The organism is Citrobacter sp. wls717, assembly GCF_005280955.1.
GTDB classification, from domain to species: domain Bacteria; phylum Pseudomonadota; class Gammaproteobacteria; order Enterobacterales; family Enterobacteriaceae; genus Citrobacter; species Citrobacter werkmanii.
Map to the genome: position 1 here is coordinate 143,514 of NZ_SZWW01000001.1, position 16,935 is coordinate 160,448.

Here is a 16,935-nt window from a genome sequence, read left to right on the forward strand (position 1 = left end):
GAGGATTATAGCCATCCACGTCTTGTCAGGATAGGAATAACCGTCGGAAGTCCGTATAATGCGCAGCCACATTCGTTTCAAGCCGGAGATTTTATCATGCGTCCAGCAGGTCGTAGTGCCAATCAGGTGCGTCCCGTCACCCTGACCCGTAATTATACAAAACACGCTGAAGGCTCCGTGCTGGTCGAATTTGGTGATACCAAAGTACTGTGTACCGCTTCTATTGATGAAGGCGTCCCACGTTTTCTGAAAGGTCAGGGCCAGGGCTGGATCACCGCAGAATATGGCATGCTGCCACGCGCCACGCACACCCGTAACGCCCGTGAAGCGGCGAAAGGTAAGCAGGGCGGCCGTACCATGGAAATCCAGCGTTTGATCGCCCGCGCACTTCGCGCTGCTGTTGACCTGAAGACGCTCGGTGAATTCACTATTACGCTGGACTGTGATGTTATTCAGGCAGATGGCGGTACGCGTACTGCATCGATTACTGGCGCATGCGTTGCGTTGGCGGATGCGCTGAACAAACTGGTGGCGAGCGGTAAGCTGAAAACTAACCCGATGAAAGGGATGGTTGCCGCGGTTTCCGTGGGCATTGTCAACGGTGAAGCGCTCTGTGACCTCGAGTACGTTGAGGACTCTGCCGCAGAAACTGACATGAACGTGGTGATGACTGAAGATGGTCGCATTATTGAAGTGCAGGGCACGGCGGAAGGTGAGCCGTTCAGCCATGAAGAACTTCTCACCCTACTGGCATTGGCCCGAGGGGGAATCGAATCCATTGTAGCGACGCAGAAGGCGGCGTTAGAAAATTGATTTTAAAGGCGACTGAAGAGTCGCCTTTTTTTTGTCTGTAATAAAGTGAGATGAGGAGCGAATCCATGAAACCGTATCAGCGCCAGTTTATTGAGTTTGCGCTTAGCAAGCAGGTACTAAAGTTTGGCGAATTTACGCTGAAATCCGGGCGCAAAAGCCCCTATTTCTTCAACGCCGGGCTATTTAATACCGGGCGCGATCTGGCACTGCTAGGCCGTTTTTATGCCGAAGCGCTGGTGGATTCCGGCATCGAGTTCGATTTGCTGTTTGGCCCAGCCTACAAAGGTATTCCGATTGCGACCACCACCGCCGTTGCGCTGGCGGAACACCACGATAAAGATTTACCGTACTGCTTTAACCGTAAAGAGGCGAAGACCCATGGTGAAGGCGGTAATCTGGTAGGTAGCGCACTTGAGGGGCGTGTCATGCTGGTGGATGATGTTATCACCGCGGGAACAGCAATTCGTGAGTCGATGGAGATTATTCAGGCTAATGGCGCTACGCTTGCTGGGGTACTGATTTCTCTTGATCGTCAGGAACGCGGTCGTGGCGAGATTTCAGCAATTCAGGAAGTGGAACGTGATTATGGTTGCAAGGTAATTTCGATCATTACCCTGAAAGACCTGATTGCGTATCTGGAAGAGAAGCCTGAGATGGCAGAACATTTGGCAGCAGTGCGGGCATACCGAGAAGAGTTTGGGGTTTAATCGTCGCGGAATTGCCCGATGGCGTTAAGCTTACCGGGCCTACGGGTTGCACAGGCCGGATAAGACAAAGTCGCCATCCGGCAATCGTGTTACTGCAATTGAGCGGCAACCAGCGGCCAGCGGGTGTCAAAATCATCCGTTGGTCGATACTTAAATTCGCTACGTACAAACCGGGACAACATCCCTTCGCAGAAAGCCAGTAACTGGCTGGCCAGCAGTGTTTCATCCACGGTGTAACCTTCGCCTTCACGCATTCTTTTTTCGCGCAGAACCTGGCGTAACTGGGCCTCAATACGTTCGAAAAGCTGGTTAATGCGGCCTTGCAGACGATCCTGTTCAAACATGAGCGCATGCCCGGTCAGAATGCGCGTCAGACCGGGGTTACGTTCACCGAAGCCTAAAATCAGCAGAACGATCAGACGCAGACGTGCGCTGGTGTCCTTTTCATCTTTTAAGATCAGATTGATACGGGTAATCAGACTATCTTCGATAAACTCAATCAGACTATCGAACATGCGAGTCTTGCTGGGAAAATGGCGATACAACGCCGCTTCGGAAACGCCTACAGAGGCTGCCAGTTTCGCTGTCGTGATGCGTTGGCTTCCATCGCTGGACTCAAGCATCAGTGCCAGAGACTGAAGTATTTCTTCGCGACGATTCCTTTTCGCAGTTTGCTTTTCTACCATGTTACAAAATACCCCTGAAAATAAGCTCTTGCCAGGCAGGCATCCACACAGCGACCGCAAACGGCTGTTTGCGGTGTGTTATTGCGTTATTACGCTGTGGGATACTTTTCTGCGGGTTACTTGCGCCCGGAATGGCCGAAGCCACCTTCGCCACGATCGGTGGCTTCAAACTCTTCCACCAGATTAAATTCAGCCTGCACGACCGGTACAAATACCATCTGCGCGATACGTTCGCCCGGTTCAATCGTGAAGCTGTCCTGACCACGGTTCCAGATAGATACCATCAATTGTCCTTGATAGTCGGAATCAATCAGACCGACCAGGTTGCCCAGTACGATGCCGTGCTTATGGCCCAGCCCGGAACGTGGCAACATCACCGCCGCCAGAGAGGGATCGGCAATGTGGATGGCTAACCCGGTTGGCACCAGCGTAGTTGCACCTGGCGCCAGCTCTACGGCGTCATCAAGACAAGCACGCAGGTCAAGTCCGGCAGAGCCAGAAGTGGCGTACGTCGGGAGCGGAAATTGTTGCCCTACGCGCGGGTCCAGAATCTTAACGTCGATTTTTTTCATCATAACGGGTCACGATCTCGTCGAGTAATAATTGGCCCAGGAGTTCTTTACGCTCAAGCGGTAAGATTTTATCTCCATCCTGCCAAAAAAGGTGTAATGCGTTGCTGTCGCTGTTAAACCCTTGATTTGATAGCGAAACGTCGTTAGCACAGATCACATCAAGGTTTTTGCGGATGCGTTTTTGCCGGGCATATTCTTCCACATTATTTGTTTCGGCGGCAAACCCAACGACAAAAGGACGATTAGCATCCAGTGCGGCAACACCGGCGATAATATCCGGGTTTTTGACCATTTTTACTGTTAATTCATCACCCTGCGTCGCCTGTTTTTTGATTTTTTCGGGGGCGACGGTCTCGGCGCGATAATCAGCGACTGCGGCGCAGCCGATAAAAATATGCTGTTGTTGCACCACAGATTGCACGGCGGCTTGCATCTCCAGCGCGGTCATCACATCAATGCGCTGCACAAGTGGCGGTGTGGGTAACGAAACAGGTCCCGACACCAGCGTGACGTTTGCCCCGCGTTTTGCGGCAGCGGCTGCGATAGCAAATCCCATTTTTCCGGAGCTGTGATTGGAAATGTAACGCACGGGATCCAGCGGTTCGCGCGTCGGACCCGCCGTAATCATGATATTGAGATGTTGCAGATCGTTGACAGGCGAGAAATGTTCTGCGGCCATATCGACAATCGTCAACGGATCCAGCATGCGTCCAGGACCGACATCGCCACATGCCTGGCTACCACTGTCAGGACCCCAAATGAGCAAACCTCGCGAGGCAAGAATGCTCAGATTGTGCTGGGTCGCGGCAGCGCGGTACATCTGCTGGTTCATGGCTGGCAGCACAGCAACAGGAGCAGGCGTTGCCAGACAAATCGTTGAAACCAGATCGTTAGCCATCCCCGCGGCGACGCGGGCAATCAGGTCTGCCGTAGCAGGCGCCAAAATAACCAGGTCGGCCCATTTCCCCAGCTCAATGTGGCCCATCGCGGCTTCGGCTGCGGGGTCAAGCAGGCTGTCGGAAACGGGATAACCCGAAACCGCTTGTAAGCTCAGGGGAGTAATAAACGCTTTTGCCGCTTCGGTCATCGCCACGCGGACGTCAGCGCCGCGTTCCCGTAAACGACGCACCAGTTCAGGGGTTTTGTACGCAGCAATGCCGCCACTGACGCCAAGTACGATTTTTTTACCGGCCAGGCTCATCATGATCTTTCCTGTTGGGTTTCACCAGAAGGCGGATATTTTATCACAATCCGCAATGAGTCGTGCTTTTGCCCGCGCTTCAGTTTGCGAGCCGCTACGAAGAAGTGATAACAGAGCGTCGATTCGCGACAAGCGTTATGCCACTATGCGGACGCGAAAGGAGGGGAAAGCATGGAAAATACAGGACGTATGATGCCCCGGGAAAAGCTGTTGGCGCAGGGGGCTGGTTCACTTAGCGATGTTGAGCTACTGGCGCTTTTTTTACGCACCGGGATTCTGGGTAAAGATGTGCTGACGTTGGCAAAAGAGTTGATCCAGCATTTTGGTTCGCTGTATGGCCTGTTATCAGCAGACTATATGGCGTTTAGCCACGTTCACGGCATTGGCCTGGCGAAGTATGCGCAGCTTAAAGGGATTGCCGAACTGGCAAGGCGCTACCATAACGTGCGAGTGATGGAAGAGCGCGCGTTACTTAGTCCGGAAATGGCGCGAGAATTTCTGCAAAGCCAGCTCGCGCAAGAGGAACGCGAGATCTTTCTGGTGATCTTTATGGATTCTCAACATCGTGTGATTAAACACAGCAAACTTTTTTCCGGCACGCTTAGCCATGTTGAGGTGCATCCACGAGAAATTGTGCGTGAAGCGATAAAAATGAATGCGTCAGCGGTGATCCTTGCCCATAATCACCCTTCGGGTTGTGCAGAGCCGAGTAAAGCAGATAAACTCATCACCGAGCGTGTTGTGAAATGCTGTCAGTTCATGGATATCCGGGTGCTTGATCATCTGGTCATTGGGCGCGGAGAGTACGTTTCTTTTGCGGAACGCGGTTGGATTTAACGCACTTTACGCGATCCATCGGGATCTTTGTCTGTTCGGGACTTGAGCATAACGCCGGGTCAGCGTATACTACGCCACCTTTGAGAATCTCGGGTTTGGCATTTGGGCCTGGCAATCGAGAGTTCACTTAGAACTACGCGATGACCGGGCTGTAAAGCCTGACGAGGCGCCGATACCCCATACGAAGCTCGAGCTAATTTGATTTTTGGAGAATAGACATGTCCCGAGTCTGCCAAGTTACTGGCAAGCGTCCGGTGACCGGTAACAACCGTTCCCACGCACTGAACGCGACTAAACGCCGTTTCCTGCCTAACCTGCACTCTCACCGTTTCTGGGTTGAGAGCGAAAAGCGTTTTGTCACCCTGCGTGTATCTGCTAAAGGTATGCGTGTTATTGATAAGAAAGGCATCGAAACAGTTCTGTCTGAACTGCGTGCCCGTGGCGAAAAGTACTAAGTACTAAGAGGAAATAAATCATGGCTAAAGGTATTCGTGAGAAAATCAAGCTGGTTTCTTCTGCTGGTACTGGTCACTTCTATACCACTACGAAGAACAAACGTACTAAGCCGGAAAAACTGGAACTGAAAAAATTCGATCCAGTTGTCCGTCAGCACGTTCTCTACAAAGAAGCGAAAATCAAGTAATTCTCGCTTTGATGTAATAAAAAACCTCGCTTCGGCGGGGTTTTTTGTTTTCTGGCCGTCCCCATATTAATGTGACCTGATACATCGCCGGAGATACTATGCCTGAATTACCTGAAGTCGAAACCAGCCGCCGCGGTATTGAGCCGCATCTGGTTGGGGCAACGATTATGCATGCGACTGTGCGTAACGGTCGTTTGCGTTGGCCGGTATCCGAGGAAATCTACCGGTTGAGTGATAAACCCGTTCTCAGCGTACAGCGGCGCGCGAAATACCTGTTGCTGGAACTGTCGGATGGTTGGATTATCATTCATCTGGGGATGTCGGGTAGTTTGCGTATCCTTCCTGAAGAGCTTCCGGCAGAAAAGCATGACCACGTCGACTTAGTGATGAGTAACGGCAAAGTTCTGCGCTATACCGATCCTCGCCGTTTTGGCGCCTGGCTGTGGACGACAGAGCTCGATGGGCATAATGTTCTCGCTCATCTTGGACCAGAGCCACTGAGCGACGATTTCAACGCCAGTTATCTGCAGCAGAAATGCGCGAAGAAGAAAACCGCGATTAAACCCTGGCTGATGGATAACAAGCTGGTGGTGGGGGTAGGTAATATCTATGCCAGCGAGTCGCTGTTTGCAGCGGGTATCCATCCTGATCGTCTGGCGTCATCTTTGTCGCAGGATGAGTGCGAACTACTGGTGCGCGTCATTAAGGCGGTTTTGCTGCGTTCGATCGAACAGGGTGGAACGACGCTGAAGGACTTCCTGCAAAGCGACGGTAAGCCGGGCTATTTTGCCCAGGAACTGCAGGTCTATGGGAGAGAAGGCGAACCCTGTCGCGTATGCGGCGCGCCGATCATTGCGACAAAACACGCCCAGCGTACGACGTTCTACTGCCGTCGCTGTCAGAAATAACATTCGTTGCTGGCCGGATAAGCTGTATGTCTTATCCGGCCAGACGTATTACTTTAGTTTACTCATTAACGCCTGATGGACGTTTTCCGGCAGAAAGTGCGTCACATCTCCCTGGTGGCGGGCGACTTCTTTCACCAGTGACGATGAGATAAATGACCACTCTTTAGACGGCATCAGAAAGACGCTTTCCAGTTGCGGCATCAGGTGGCGGTTCATGTGGGCCAACTGCATTTCATACTCAAAATCTGCTACCGCGCGCAGGCCACGGATCAGAATGTTAGCTTGATTATCACGGGCAAAGTTTGCCATTAAGTCGCTGAATCCCAGAACTTCCACATTGCCGAGATGCGCCGTTGCCTGTTGCGCCAGCTCGACGCGTTCTTCAAGGGTAAACATCGGTTTTTTACTGGGACTTGCGGCAATCGCCAGGATTACGTGATCGAACATGCTGGTCGCACGGGTCACGATATCAAGATGGCCGTTAGTTATGGGATCAAAGGTTCCTGGATAAATCGCCCGTTTTTGCATGATTTGCCTCAATGCGTTTTGGGTGGCAGATAAGGTTCCAGCAGCTGCAGCAGGCGCTGTAGCGCGCCCTGATTTTGATACAGGACTTCAACTGCATGACGGCCATAAAAATTACGATAATCGGCATCGGTCAGTAAAGAAGAGACCTCTTTCACCAGCGTGGTTGCGTCGGTGACGGTAATCAATCCGCTTGCCTGTTCGAGACGAGCACAAATATCTTTAAAATTAAATGTATGTGGCCCCATCAGTACCGGAATGGCGTGTGCCGCGGCTTCCAGTGGGTTGTGTCCGCCACGTTCAACCAGTGAACCACCGACAAAAGCAAGGTCAGCAATGCCGTAAAGCAACATCAGCTCGCCCATGGTGTCGCCGATAACGACCTGAGTATCTGAGGATGGAACTTCGCCAGAAGAGCGTGTGGTATAGCTTAGCCCAGCCTGGCGTACGAGGTTAATGGCATCCGGGAATCGCTCAGGATGTCTGGGAACCAGGATCAGCAAAAGATTAGGAAACTGATTTAATAACGCCTGGTGGGCTGCAATGATAATGCTTTCTTCACCATCGTGCGTGCTGGTTGCAATCCACACCGGGCGATGAGGCGCCCATTGACGACGCAACGTAATCGCTTTGGCGGCCAACTGTGGCGTGACGGAAATATCAAACTTCAGGCTGCCGGTGACGGTGACCTGATTGCTCCTGGCGCCAAGCGTAATAAAACGAGCGCCATCTTCTTCGTTCTGTGCGGCAATCAACGTAATTCGACGCAGTAGCTTACCAACAAATTTGCCTAATTTTGCGTAGCCAGCGGCTGAACGCGCAGAAAGCCGTGCGTTGGCGATGACCAGAGGAATACCGCGTTTATGGAGTGCCGTGATCAGATTTGGCCACAGCTCGGTTTCCATGATTAACACCAGCTTGGGGTCAACTTTATTCAGGAAACGGTTCAAAGCATCCGGTAAATCGTATGGCAAATAAATGTGCTGAACGTCAGTACCAAACGCGGATTGTACGCGCTCAGAGCCGGTTGGCGTCATGGTGGTTACCGTGATCGGCAAGTCGGGATAACGATGTCGCAGAGCACGGACTAATGGAATAGCTGCCAGCGTTTCGCCCACAGAAACTGAGTGAAGCATGATGCCGCCTGGTTTTAGCGGACGGCGGTAAAAACCGTAGCGTTCACCCCAGCGTTTACGGTAGGCCGGAGCCTTACGTCCGCGCACCCAAAGCCGTATCCAGATCAAAGGCTGAATAAGGTAGAAAAGGGCGGTGTAAAGCAATTCGAGCATAATGGTAGCTAACTTATGAATGTGCTGGGGATTCTATGTATTTAACTATGGCTTTACCATCATTTTTATCCAGGTCGCAGCAAAACGATGGAATCGTCGCGGCACTGTTTTAATCGGCGGCATTTTTAAAAATGCCTATGAACGTACTGACGCGGCTTAACGTCTTGTGCGGCGCGTGTTTTAAGGTGAATGCGTTAATTTTATATCTTTTTGTTTTTAATGATTTATTTCTTTATTTTGTTCAAAAAATATTCGTTTCGGAATGCGTGGTAATAAATGATATACTACTGCGCAATTTCAGGTAGCTAGCCGGCAGAAACGTTTCGAAAACATGGGCGGTAAACTTTGGATGTATCAGACCTGCTATGCCTGGCGACGCGATGCGGATATTAATGCATGAATATTGCTTTTTGTTTGTACAAGTATTTCCCCTATGGTGGGCTACAGCGTGATTTTCTGCGAGTAGCGCTCACGGTTGCTGCACGAGGTCATCATGTCCAGGTGTTTACCCAGTCATGGCAGGGCGAACGTCCGGAAGGACTCGAAATTATACTCGTACCCGTCACAGCCAGAACTAATCATGGGAAAAACGAGCAATATTATCAGTGGGTTCAGAATTATTTAAGTCAGCATCCCGTCGATCGTATCGTTGGTTTTAATAAAATGCCTGGGTTGGATGTGTATTACGCCGCCGACGTTTGCTATGCGGAAAAGGTCGCCCGCGAGAAGGGCTTCTTCTATAAGTTGACGCGTCGGTATCGGCACTACTCTGCATTTGAAAAAGCGACGTTTCAACAAGGTTCCGGTACCACGCTTTTGATGTTAACCGATAAGCAAATCGGTGATTTCAAACAGCATTATCATACCGAGAGCCAGCGTTTTCGTATTCTGCCGCCAGGTATCTACCCAGACAGAAAATACAGCCTGCAACCTGAAAACAGCAGGCAGATTGTCAGAGAAAAGAATGGTATTGCTCTCGATCAGTTTCTGCTTCTGCAGGTCGGATCAGATTTCAAGCGTAAAGGTGTGCCAAGAAGCTTACACGCGTTGGCTTCTTTACCTGAGACTATACGTCACCGTACTCAGTTGATGGTTGTTGGTCAGGATAAGGCCGATCGTTATCGTGCTCTGGCCCGCCAATTGGGTATTGAAAAGCATGTGCAATTCTTCTCGGGGCGAGATGATGTCGCTGAATTGATGTCCGCTGCTGATTTATTGCTTCACCCGGCAGTTCAGGAAGCCGCTGGTATTGTCTTGCTAGAAGCCGTAGTAGCCGGGCTGCCAGTATTAACTACTGAGGTATGTGGCTACGCAGGTTATATCACTGCCGCCCGATGCGGCGTGGTGATTCCTGAACCTTTTGCGCAGGAAAATTTGAATACAGCGCTTTTCGATGCGCTGCAAAATAATGAGCAGAGAAGTCGTTGGGCTGGAAATGCGCGACATTTTGCTGATACAGAAGATCTCTACAGTCTGGCAGATAAAGCTGCAGATATCATTTTAGGTCTCGAAAATGATTGAATTGAAAGAACCATTTGCCACGCAATGGCAAGGAAAAGACCCGTTCACGGAAGTCACTAAGCTGGATGGCGAGGTTTTTCGCGCTCTGGAAACTCGGCGTACCCTGCGTTTTGAGATGATGGGAAAAGGTTACTTTCTTAAATATCATCATGGGACCACGCTTAAAGAAGTGGTGAAAAACCTGATTTCTCTGCGCATGCCTGTGCTTGGCGCGGACCGGGAGTGGCTGGCGATTCACCGTTTGCAAGCACTGAATGTGGATACAATGACGGGGGTTGCTTTTGGACAGAAAGGGCTGAATCCGTTAGAGCGAACCTCATTTATTATCACCGAGGATCTTTCTCCTGCCATCAGTCTTGAAGATTTTTGCGCCAACTGGGGAGTTGAACGGCCCGATTTTGTATTAAAACGGACCATTATTACCCGCGTGGCGGAAATGGTGGGTAAAATGCATCGAGGTGGGGTAAATCATCGGGATTGTTATATTTGCCACTTCCTGCTCCAACAGCCGATGCCAGCAGATGTTGCGGACATCAAACTCTCTGTGATTGATCTACATCGTGCTCAAATACGTCAGCAGGTACCACGCCGCTGGCGGGATAAGGATTTGATCGGGCTCTATTTCTCCTCACTGGAAATTGGTCTAACGTCCAGAGATATCTACCGTTTTTTACGTGTCTATTTTTCGATGCCATTACGTGAAATCTTTCGTCAGGAAGTCAGGTTGTTTGAACAGGCTGTCACAAAAGCGCAAAAAATAAGACAAAGAACAATAAGAAAAGCGCTATAAATTACACATGAAGTTTGAGGCTATTTTATTATGAACATCGATTTCCAGAAGTTGATCATTCAAAAACATATCATCGACAGCTCTACGCATGACAAGAGTAAAAAACTAAGCGTTGCGTATGGCGTTGATCGTAATTTTTTGTTTGGATCTGGCATTTCTATGACCTCAGTATTAGTGAATAATCCTGATATTGATATCCATTTTTATATCGCCACTGACTATATTGATGACGACTATCTGGAAAGCATAAAACGACTGACACAAATGTACAGTACGACCGTGACTGTCCTTGTTTTCGATAATGCGGCATTTCGTGAACTGCCGAGCACGAAAGCCTGGACTTATGCAATGTACTATCGTTACTTTGCATTTGAATATTTAAGCACCGAATTAAGCTCGGTACTGTATCTGGATGCCGATGTCATTTGTAAAGGTTCTCTACGGGAACTTACTGAGATTAATTTCTGTGGGGAATATGGTGCTGTCATTAATGATGTTGATGAAGTGCGAATTAAATCCGGTACCAGACTCGGTATCCCTGAACTGAGTAATGGGTATTTTAATTCTGGTGTTGTATTTGCGAATCTCGAAGTATGGCGTGAGCAGCAGTTGTTAACTAAAGCATTTTCTATATTAGACAAACGCCAAAAAGAATTGCTTTATTTCGATCAGGACGTACTCAATATTTTGTTTGTTGGGAATGTTATTTTTCTGAGAAGAGACTTTAACTGCATTTATGGCGTTGATCAGGAGCTCAAAAATAAAAACGATAAGATTTATCAGGATTTCATTACCGATGATACGGTATTAATTCACTATGTGGGCGTCACTAAACCATGGCATTCATGGGCTAAATACCCGGTGGCTAAGTTTTTTATTGATGCATATCAGAAATCCGCATGGGCGGAAAAGTCTCTGTTAAACGCAAACACAGCCAAGTTGTATAAACGTAAGTCACGACATGAAAGAGTGCAGCGAAAATATATCCGTTCTGTGCTAAGTCATGTTATGTATATAAAAAATAAACTACATAATGCACGGTCGCACTAGTCTGTTGTGCAGATAATTTTCAGATAGCATAAAAAAGGTGTAGTACATGAATTTTGATTGTCATCAGTCTATCAAGGATACCATTGAGATCTTTGGTGCTCCAACAGATCATACCCCGCAGCTGAATATTGCATGGGGGGTTGATCAGAATTTTATGTTCGGAGCGGCAGTTTCGATGTCGTCCGTTTTACTACATAATCAAGATATCAGCATTCATTTTCACCTTTTTACTGATTATATTGATTCAGATTATCGACAACGGCTTGAAAAACTAGCAAAAATTTTTGCTACTAACATAACTGTCTATGTAATGAATGCTGAAGGACTAAAGGTCTTGCCATGTGGAAATGCCTGGTCTCATGCGACTTATTTTAGATTTATTGCATTTGAATATCTTAGTGAAAAAATCGATAGTTTGCTCTATATTGATGCCGATGTGGTATGTAAGGGTTCGTTGATTGATTTAACGAATATCAAATTTGAGCATCATGTTGCTGCCGTTATCCAGGATGTTGATGATAGTCGCTCATATGCCGCTACTCGTCTTAACGTTCCAGAGTTTAATGAGCAATATTTTAATGCTGGGGTTATTTTTGCTAATTTAAAGGAATGGAAGGAACAACAATTTTTCTCTAAAGCATTTTCTACTCTGTTAGATAAAACTAAGAAATTTGCGTTTCTTGACCAGGATGTTTTGAATATCATGTTTTTGGGGAAAACTATTTTCTTACCACGAATTTATGATGCAATATATGGTATTAAACAAGAGCTTAAGAGCAAAGATATTTCAAAATATAAAGAGTTTATAACGCCTGAAACCATTTTGATTCATTATATAGGCGTTACCAAGCCATGGAATTCATGGGCTAACTATCCTTCAGCACAGTATTTTGTTGAAGCGTGGAAGTCTTCTCCATGGGCTGATGTTCCTTTGTTACCAGCCAGAACACCAAAGCAATACAAAAAGAAATCACGGCATGAAAGGCTACAAGGAAAGTATTTCGCTTCAGTAATTAGCTATATCGGCTATTTACGTGCAAAGTTACAAAGTAAGTAAAAAAACTCCCGAAAGGGAGTTTTTTATTTAGCGTAGTTTTGTCTTGAGATATTTCAGATACCATTTGATAGAAGCGCAGTAATTTCCCCTTTTGGCTTCCTGGCGTGAGTAAACCCGATAATCAGTAGGTCTCATTCGTGGAGCATAAGAGCGCATTTCTGTGTTCTGCCATGGTGTGAAATGATGGTAGAAAAGATACAGTTGCTGTGAAAGCCCAGTGTGTTCTTTATACCATGGCTTTCGTCCACCGGTGAAATGGATAATGCGTGGCAGGATATCTTTTTGATAGAAGAAACTCTCTTTTTGTTGGTCGTTAAACCAGTTAAACAAAAAATTCCATCGATTATCAATAAATTTTACGTTGCCATCCATTGCAATATTCAGAGCATCTTGATCAAAGTAAGGTAGAGTTTTTCCTTGTTCAAATAGAACAGTATTTGCTTTGTTTTCGATGTCGAATTTAATCCAATTTGCGATATTAATATACAAAAAACCAGCATTGAAGTAATGACCCGTACTGAGACCCAAGCGTTTGGCATTTTTTGTATCATGGATATCGAGCGAGTCGTGGCTGACTGCGCAAATGACGTTACTGATATCAATACTGTTAATATCATTGAGTTTATCGAAACACAGAGTGTCTGCATCTAAATAGATAAAGTACTCAACTTTATCTTTTAGTAAGCGCGGAACGGCAAGGCGCATATAGGTTGAACGGTTCAGGTGTTTGATTGCGAAGTCATTGTTATATTTCTCAATCTCTTCTTTATCAATATTGATAACCTGAATTTTATCGCTGGTTGCGCGCAGTTTATTGATTTCGTCGTCTGAGACGTCATAGACAAAAACGAAAAATGACAAGTCTTGTCCAGGGTTGTTCATTATGACAGACATAATGGACACTGCTACATATTCCAGATAATTGGCATCTGTACAGTAAGCAATATTAATAACGTTTTTTTTGTTGTCCATCTATGCTTTCTCATTGCCTTTATTATTGCCACTATCATGAAGTACCCTATCGATAGCGTCAATCACGGCTTGCTCCGGTATCCATGTTAAATATTTTTTTGACCTGTCGAGTTCATCTCTGGGAGGCATGGGATGGTAATCGCCAGCCCAAATCAATACAGCATTATCTGACCATGGTCTCCATTGCTGATAATTGGTTGCCCCAAACAGGCAAACCTGTGGTGTTCCTAATGCTGCCGCCATATGCATAGGCGCAGAATCGACCCCGATGTAAAGAACCGCATGGTCGATCAACGCGGCCAATTGCAGGAAGGTTGTTTTGCCTGCCAGTGTCAGGTCAGGTGATGATTGACACTGTTCAGCAATACGCTGGACTTGCTGTTGTTCACTCACTGCTGGCCCACAGGTTAGGTAAACATGCAGGCCACGCTGATGCAGATAGTCAATCACATGGGCAAATTTATCATCATCCCAACATTTGAATTCTTGTCTGGCAGTAGGTTGAATAACGACATATTTTTGTGAAGGTAATGCCGGAAGTTGGGAAACCAAATAGTGGTAATCATCCCGGCGGTAGTGCAGTGACATCTCTTTTTTCAGATCGGTCTCGCTAAACCCAACACCTTTTAGAATGGAGAGATTTTGTTCAACTATGTGCGTACCGGTCAGCGGTGTAACCCGTGAAAAAAGCTTGTTCCATTGTTTCTTATCACGCTCAAATGCAATTGAGGGGCGACGTAATGAGGCAATAAGAGCGCCAATCGGCCACTGCTCGGTTAAATTAACGATCAGGTCGTAGTGGTTTTTTTTCAGCTGTTGGCGCACTGAAAGATAATTTTTTACTGTATCTAAAAGGCCTTTCTTTTTCTCAATGAGATAAAACTCATTAATACTTTCATTTGCTGCCAAAATTGATTTTGTATCTTTATAAAGAAGCAGATCGATTTTAGCATGAGGATAACGAGCCTGAATGCTGGCAATGACAGGTGTTGTTAATAGAACATCACCATAAAATTTGAGCTTGCAAATAAGAACACGGTCGACTTTATCAAACATGTTAAAATCCCTTTCGAAACAATAAATTTTTGCATGCAGATAGTATCTTGTATCTTATTTCAGAAATTGAACGGTCGATATGCGGATATTTCATCTTAAGGATTATTTTGTTTTTAACGATTTTGGTATCGCAGCATGCAAGTGCATTCTGAATGTCATTTAACATACTTTCGTTATAACGATAGTAGCCTTTCTTTTTACGTAAAAGTTTGCGGCCTTCCAGAAAACAATTGATGATCATTAATGTGGCGACAGTACGTTTTTCTTTATTTTTATTTACATAGTTATACATTTTTCGCATAGCAAAGAAGATGCTGTCCGCATCGCTATCAATAATATTTTCGGTAATACTTTTTTCATTTACCCGATAGTAATATAATTTATTTTCTATCTTTAATATGCAATGACACTTAAAGTATTGAAAGGGGCAGAAAATCATGTCTTCATATCGACGATGTTCTTCGAATCGATCGTTGCCAATAATGTCGCGGTGAAAGATTTTTGTCATAAGATGCCATTGCCCGGCACGGAAAGTTGGCAACAGGGGAGCATAGTTATCATCAGCCAAAATAATTTCGTGTTCGGTTAAAGCATGCTTTTCACCAGGTTTGTTCTGATACAGATTGTTGATATCCCTGGTTAAGTTGAATTCCACGATATCATATTTTTCCTCCCTCAGTTTAGGGAGGAGAATAGTGAAATAATCCTTACAGACAATGTCATCGCTGTCGATAAAACCAATATACTTTCCCGTTGCATGGGCAAGCCCAACGTTACGGGTGATTGCAACACCTTGATTTTTTTGGTTTATATATTTAACGTTGTTGCAGTTATGCTCACGATAAAATGCCTTGATGCGCTCTTCCGTTAAATCTGTTGAACCATCATTAACAATTATTATCTCCACTTCGTCAGTAATGCTCTGATGGATAGACGCCAACGTCGCTGTGATGAGTTCAGCATTGTTATAAGTGGGAATAATTATGCTCAGCAAATAATCTGAAGCGTTAATCATGGCATTGTTCTCTCGTCGGAATTCGAACTCAGCATTACTGCTACGCATAACGCCAGTACGCTGCTCAAGGCTTCACCTTTGGCATATAATAATAAATCACTCAGGCCATAGATAGCGATAGCGCCTGAGATGACAAACAACAGAGGACTACGTTGCCAGTAAGCTCTTAAAAACATAGCGGTATAGAGCAAGAGTAGCACAACAACTCCGGGGATGCCCTTTAGCGAAAAGGTATCAACGATTTCGTTATGCAGATGAACGTTAAGGAACTCAAGTACCCCTTGTAGCGAGGTATCTTGCACAGCAAGTTGCTGAATTTCTGCACCACGTTGTTCAAGTGACTGTCCTCCGAGATGTACTTTCCCTGCCTCAATACCTGCTCGTTGCATTGCAAGTCGCGCGCCAATAGAGGTGTTACTATTATTCTGGTTGTAAGAGTGTACATCCAGCATAAAATTCTGGTAGCGATTTTCAACTACTGACTTTAAAGGGATGGCCGCCAGACCTACCAGCATCACGAAGCCCAATAATGCTTTGATCAACATGGCCCGGTTATGACGATAGTGCATGAGAAACAGGCCGATACTCAGGATCGGGTATACCAAAATAGCCGCCCGAGTTTGCGTGGTAATGATCACCGCCAGCGATATCAAAAAATGTAACAAATACAATGAAACGGTATGTTTTATACGCAGGTTGATGATGGCCTGAGATGCTAATAAGCCAATCAATGTTAGCGCATAAGCGGTGCCAGTTTGGTGTTCAAATCCGAGTGCCAAACGATAGCTTAATAAATCAGGCTGATTCACAAGTTCATATCCCGCGAAAAGATACAAACCGATTGCCGTAAGAATCATCCAGATACTGGTGATGCGGGTTTTATTGGCACACGGTGCTCGCGATGTTAGCGCGGTCATCACCAGCGCGGCAAACAGCATCACTTTGCCACCGTTCTGATATGAGCGGTAGGCTCCGGTAAAGGCCGAGCCTGGTTGTTTAAATATTTCTACCCAAATAATCTGGAGCAAACCGAAGAGCAGCAACATAAAAGGCAAAACCAGATTCTTTTTCTCACTACATACATACTTTAAGTTTTTACCTATAAGAGGCAGAGACAGAGCCGTGGAGAAAATAAATATCTTCAGCGCTTCATCTGGATTGACCAGCACCATCCCGAGAGTAGCAAGTATCCCGGCATAAAATAAGCAGTATACAAAATCGAATGGATTATTTTTTATACTATATATAAAGCGAGAAAACATGTGTTGCTGAAGCATGGTTCATCTCTTAAAG

Annotated in this window: 19 protein-coding genes; 10 read left to right on the top strand and 9 right to left on the bottom strand. The window is 46.4% G+C overall.

Annotated elements, in window-relative coordinates:
* Nucleotides 1–96: 96 nt before the first annotated feature.
* Nucleotides 97–813, top strand: a complete 717-nt coding sequence (rph, locus tag FDX09_RS00685) for a ribonuclease PH (protein WP_003024054.1) — start codon at nt 97–99, stop codon at nt 811–813.
* A gap of 65 nt (nt 814–878) precedes the next feature.
* Entirely contained in the window at nt 879–1,520 is a 642-nt protein-coding gene (pyrE, locus tag FDX09_RS00690; RefSeq protein ID WP_061066836.1) for an orotate phosphoribosyltransferase, read from the top strand.
* Nucleotides 1,521–1,609: 89 nt separating this feature from the next.
* On the opposite strand, the gene slmA is transcribed toward pyrE, so the two are convergent.
* The 3 genes from slmA to coaBC form a co-directional block, all read right to left on the bottom strand.
* Complete coding sequence (gene slmA, locus FDX09_RS00695; RefSeq protein WP_003024060.1) at nt 1,610–2,206, bottom strand: nucleoid occlusion factor SlmA; 597 nt, start codon at nt 2,204–2,206, stop codon at nt 1,610–1,612.
* A gap of 116 nt (nt 2,207–2,322) precedes the next feature.
* Nucleotides 2,323–2,781 carry a dUTP diphosphatase gene (dut, locus tag FDX09_RS00700; RefSeq protein ID WP_006687626.1) on the bottom strand — a complete coding sequence of 153 codons (459 nt, stop codon included), beginning with the start codon at nt 2,779–2,781 and terminating at the stop codon, nt 2,323–2,325.
* The gene (coaBC, locus tag FDX09_RS00705; RefSeq protein WP_121530042.1) at nt 2,759–3,979 is read right to left on the bottom strand and encodes a bifunctional phosphopantothenoylcysteine decarboxylase/phosphopantothenate--cysteine ligase CoaBC; all 1,221 of its coding nucleotides are present in this window, start codon (nt 3,977–3,979) and stop codon (nt 2,759–2,761) included. Before coaBC ends, dut begins: the two co-directional genes overlap by 23 nt.
* Nucleotides 3,980–4,150: 171 nt before the next feature.
* Between coaBC and radC the strand changes: the two genes are divergently transcribed.
* The 4 genes from radC (at nt 4,151) to mutM (ending at nt 6,367) form a co-directional block, all read left to right on the top strand.
* Nucleotides 4,151–4,816, top strand: a complete 666-nt coding sequence (gene radC, locus FDX09_RS00710; protein WP_038635368.1) for a DNA repair protein RadC — start codon at nt 4,151–4,153, stop codon at nt 4,814–4,816.
* 218 nt (nt 4,817–5,034) lie between these two features.
* Nucleotides 5,035–5,271, top strand: a complete 237-nt coding sequence (gene rpmB / locus FDX09_RS00715) for a 50S ribosomal protein L28 (protein WP_003024071.1) — start codon at nt 5,035–5,037, stop codon at nt 5,269–5,271.
* Between the two features lie 20 nt (nt 5,272–5,291).
* Nucleotides 5,292–5,459, top strand: coding sequence for a 50S ribosomal protein L33 (gene rpmG, locus FDX09_RS00720; protein WP_003024094.1), 168 nt, complete (start codon nt 5,292–5,294; stop codon nt 5,457–5,459).
* Between the two features lie 98 nt (nt 5,460–5,557).
* Entirely contained in the window at nt 5,558–6,367 is an 810-nt protein-coding gene (mutM, locus tag FDX09_RS00725; protein WP_038635364.1) for a bifunctional DNA-formamidopyrimidine glycosylase/DNA-(apurinic or apyrimidinic site) lyase, read from the top strand.
* Between the two features lie 48 nt (nt 6,368–6,415).
* On the opposite strand, the gene coaD is transcribed toward mutM, so the two are convergent.
* Nucleotides 6,416–6,895 carry a pantetheine-phosphate adenylyltransferase gene (coaD, locus tag FDX09_RS00730; RefSeq protein ID WP_003024099.1) on the bottom strand — a complete coding sequence of 160 codons (480 nt, stop codon included), beginning with the start codon at nt 6,893–6,895 and terminating at the stop codon, nt 6,416–6,418.
* Between the two features lie 8 nt (nt 6,896–6,903).
* Nucleotides 6,904–8,181, bottom strand: coding sequence for a lipid IV(A) 3-deoxy-D-manno-octulosonic acid transferase (waaA, locus tag FDX09_RS00735; protein ID WP_137346646.1), 1,278 nt, complete (start codon nt 8,179–8,181; stop codon nt 6,904–6,906).
* A gap of 396 nt (nt 8,182–8,577) precedes the next feature.
* Here waaA and FDX09_RS00740 point away from each other — a divergent pair, with 396 nt between their 5' ends.
* From FDX09_RS00740 to FDX09_RS00755, 4 genes are read left to right on the top strand one after another with little or no spacing between them, the layout of a single operon-like run.
* Complete coding sequence (locus FDX09_RS00740; protein ID WP_069323707.1) at nt 8,578–9,702, top strand: glycosyltransferase family 4 protein; 1,125 nt, start codon at nt 8,578–8,580, stop codon at nt 9,700–9,702.
* A complete protein-coding gene (rfaP, locus tag FDX09_RS00745) occupies nt 9,695–10,492 on the top strand; it encodes a lipopolysaccharide core heptose(I) kinase RfaP (protein WP_038635354.1) in 798 nt (265 codons plus the stop codon). Before FDX09_RS00740 ends, rfaP begins: the two co-directional genes overlap by 8 nt.
* A 30-nt stretch (nt 10,493–10,522) precedes the next feature.
* A complete protein-coding gene (locus FDX09_RS00750; protein WP_087857219.1) occupies nt 10,523–11,542 on the top strand; it encodes a glycosyltransferase in 1,020 nt (339 codons plus the stop codon).
* A gap of 46 nt (nt 11,543–11,588) precedes the next feature.
* Nucleotides 11,589–12,599, top strand: a complete 1,011-nt coding sequence (locus FDX09_RS00755) for a glycosyltransferase (protein WP_137346647.1) — start codon at nt 11,589–11,591, stop codon at nt 12,597–12,599.
* Between the two features lie 27 nt (nt 12,600–12,626).
* Here FDX09_RS00755 and FDX09_RS00760 read toward each other — a convergent pair whose 3' ends face one another.
* From FDX09_RS00760 to FDX09_RS00775, 4 genes are read right to left on the bottom strand one after another with little or no spacing between them, the layout of a single operon-like run.
* A complete protein-coding gene (locus FDX09_RS00760) occupies nt 12,627–13,571 on the bottom strand; it encodes a glycosyltransferase (protein WP_069323710.1) in 945 nt (314 codons plus the stop codon).
* Nucleotides 13,572–14,627, bottom strand: a complete 1,056-nt coding sequence (rfaQ, locus tag FDX09_RS00765; protein ID WP_121529708.1) for a lipopolysaccharide core heptosyltransferase RfaQ — start codon at nt 14,625–14,627, stop codon at nt 13,572–13,574. It lies immediately after the preceding gene.
* A 1-nt stretch (nt 14,628) separates the two neighbouring features.
* The gene (locus FDX09_RS00770; RefSeq protein WP_137346648.1) at nt 14,629–15,642 is read right to left on the bottom strand and encodes a glycosyltransferase family 2 protein; all 1,014 of its coding nucleotides are present in this window, start codon (nt 15,640–15,642) and stop codon (nt 14,629–14,631) included.
* On the bottom strand, nt 15,639–16,919 hold the full coding sequence (locus FDX09_RS00775; RefSeq protein WP_137346649.1) for an O-antigen ligase family protein: 1,281 nt from the start codon (nt 16,917–16,919) through the stop codon (nt 15,639–15,641). The genes FDX09_RS00770 and FDX09_RS00775 overlap by 4 nt, the downstream gene beginning before the upstream one ends.
* Nucleotides 16,920–16,935: the final 16 nt, after the last annotated feature.

Coding starts and splice junctions, on each gene's coding strand:
- FDX09_RS00755 (WP_137346647.1), top strand. CDS start 11,589: ATGAATTTTGATTGTCATCAGTCTATCAAGGATACCATTGAGATCTTT.
- rfaP (WP_038635354.1), top strand. CDS start 9,695: ATGATTGAATTGAAAGAACCATTTGCCACGCAATGGCAAGGAAAAGAC.
- rpmB (WP_003024071.1), top strand. CDS start 5,035: ATGTCCCGAGTCTGCCAAGTTACTGGCAAGCGTCCGGTGACCGGTAAC.
- FDX09_RS00775 (WP_137346649.1), bottom strand. CDS start 16,919: ATGCTTCAGCAACACATGTTTTCTCGCTTTATATATAGTATAAAAAAT.
- FDX09_RS00750 (WP_087857219.1), top strand. CDS start 10,523: ATGAACATCGATTTCCAGAAGTTGATCATTCAAAAACATATCATCGAC.
- rpmG (WP_003024094.1), top strand. CDS start 5,292: ATGGCTAAAGGTATTCGTGAGAAAATCAAGCTGGTTTCTTCTGCTGGT.
- waaA (WP_137346646.1), bottom strand. CDS start 8,181: ATGCTCGAATTGCTTTACACCGCCCTTTTCTACCTTATTCAGCCTTTG.
- radC (WP_038635368.1), top strand. CDS start 4,151: ATGGAAAATACAGGACGTATGATGCCCCGGGAAAAGCTGTTGGCGCAG.
- FDX09_RS00760 (WP_069323710.1), bottom strand. CDS start 13,571: ATGGACAACAAAAAAAACGTTATTAATATTGCTTACTGTACAGATGCC.
- rfaQ (WP_121529708.1), bottom strand. CDS start 14,627: ATGTTTGATAAAGTCGACCGTGTTCTTATTTGCAAGCTCAAATTTTAT.
- FDX09_RS00770 (WP_137346648.1), bottom strand. CDS start 15,642: ATGATTAACGCTTCAGATTATTTGCTGAGCATAATTATTCCCACTTAT.
- pyrE (WP_061066836.1), top strand. CDS start 879: ATGAAACCGTATCAGCGCCAGTTTATTGAGTTTGCGCTTAGCAAGCAG.
- rph (WP_003024054.1), top strand. CDS start 97: ATGCGTCCAGCAGGTCGTAGTGCCAATCAGGTGCGTCCCGTCACCCTG.
- dut (WP_006687626.1), bottom strand. CDS start 2,781: ATGATGAAAAAAATCGACGTTAAGATTCTGGACCCGCGCGTAGGGCAA.
- slmA (WP_003024060.1), bottom strand. CDS start 2,206: ATGGTAGAAAAGCAAACTGCGAAAAGGAATCGTCGCGAAGAAATACTT.
- mutM (WP_038635364.1), top strand. CDS start 5,558: ATGCCTGAATTACCTGAAGTCGAAACCAGCCGCCGCGGTATTGAGCCG.
- FDX09_RS00740 (WP_069323707.1), top strand. CDS start 8,578: ATGAATATTGCTTTTTGTTTGTACAAGTATTTCCCCTATGGTGGGCTA.
- coaD (WP_003024099.1), bottom strand. CDS start 6,895: ATGCAAAAACGGGCGATTTATCCAGGAACCTTTGATCCCATAACTAAC.
- coaBC (WP_121530042.1), bottom strand. CDS start 3,979: ATGAGCCTGGCCGGTAAAAAAATCGTACTTGGCGTCAGTGGCGGCATT.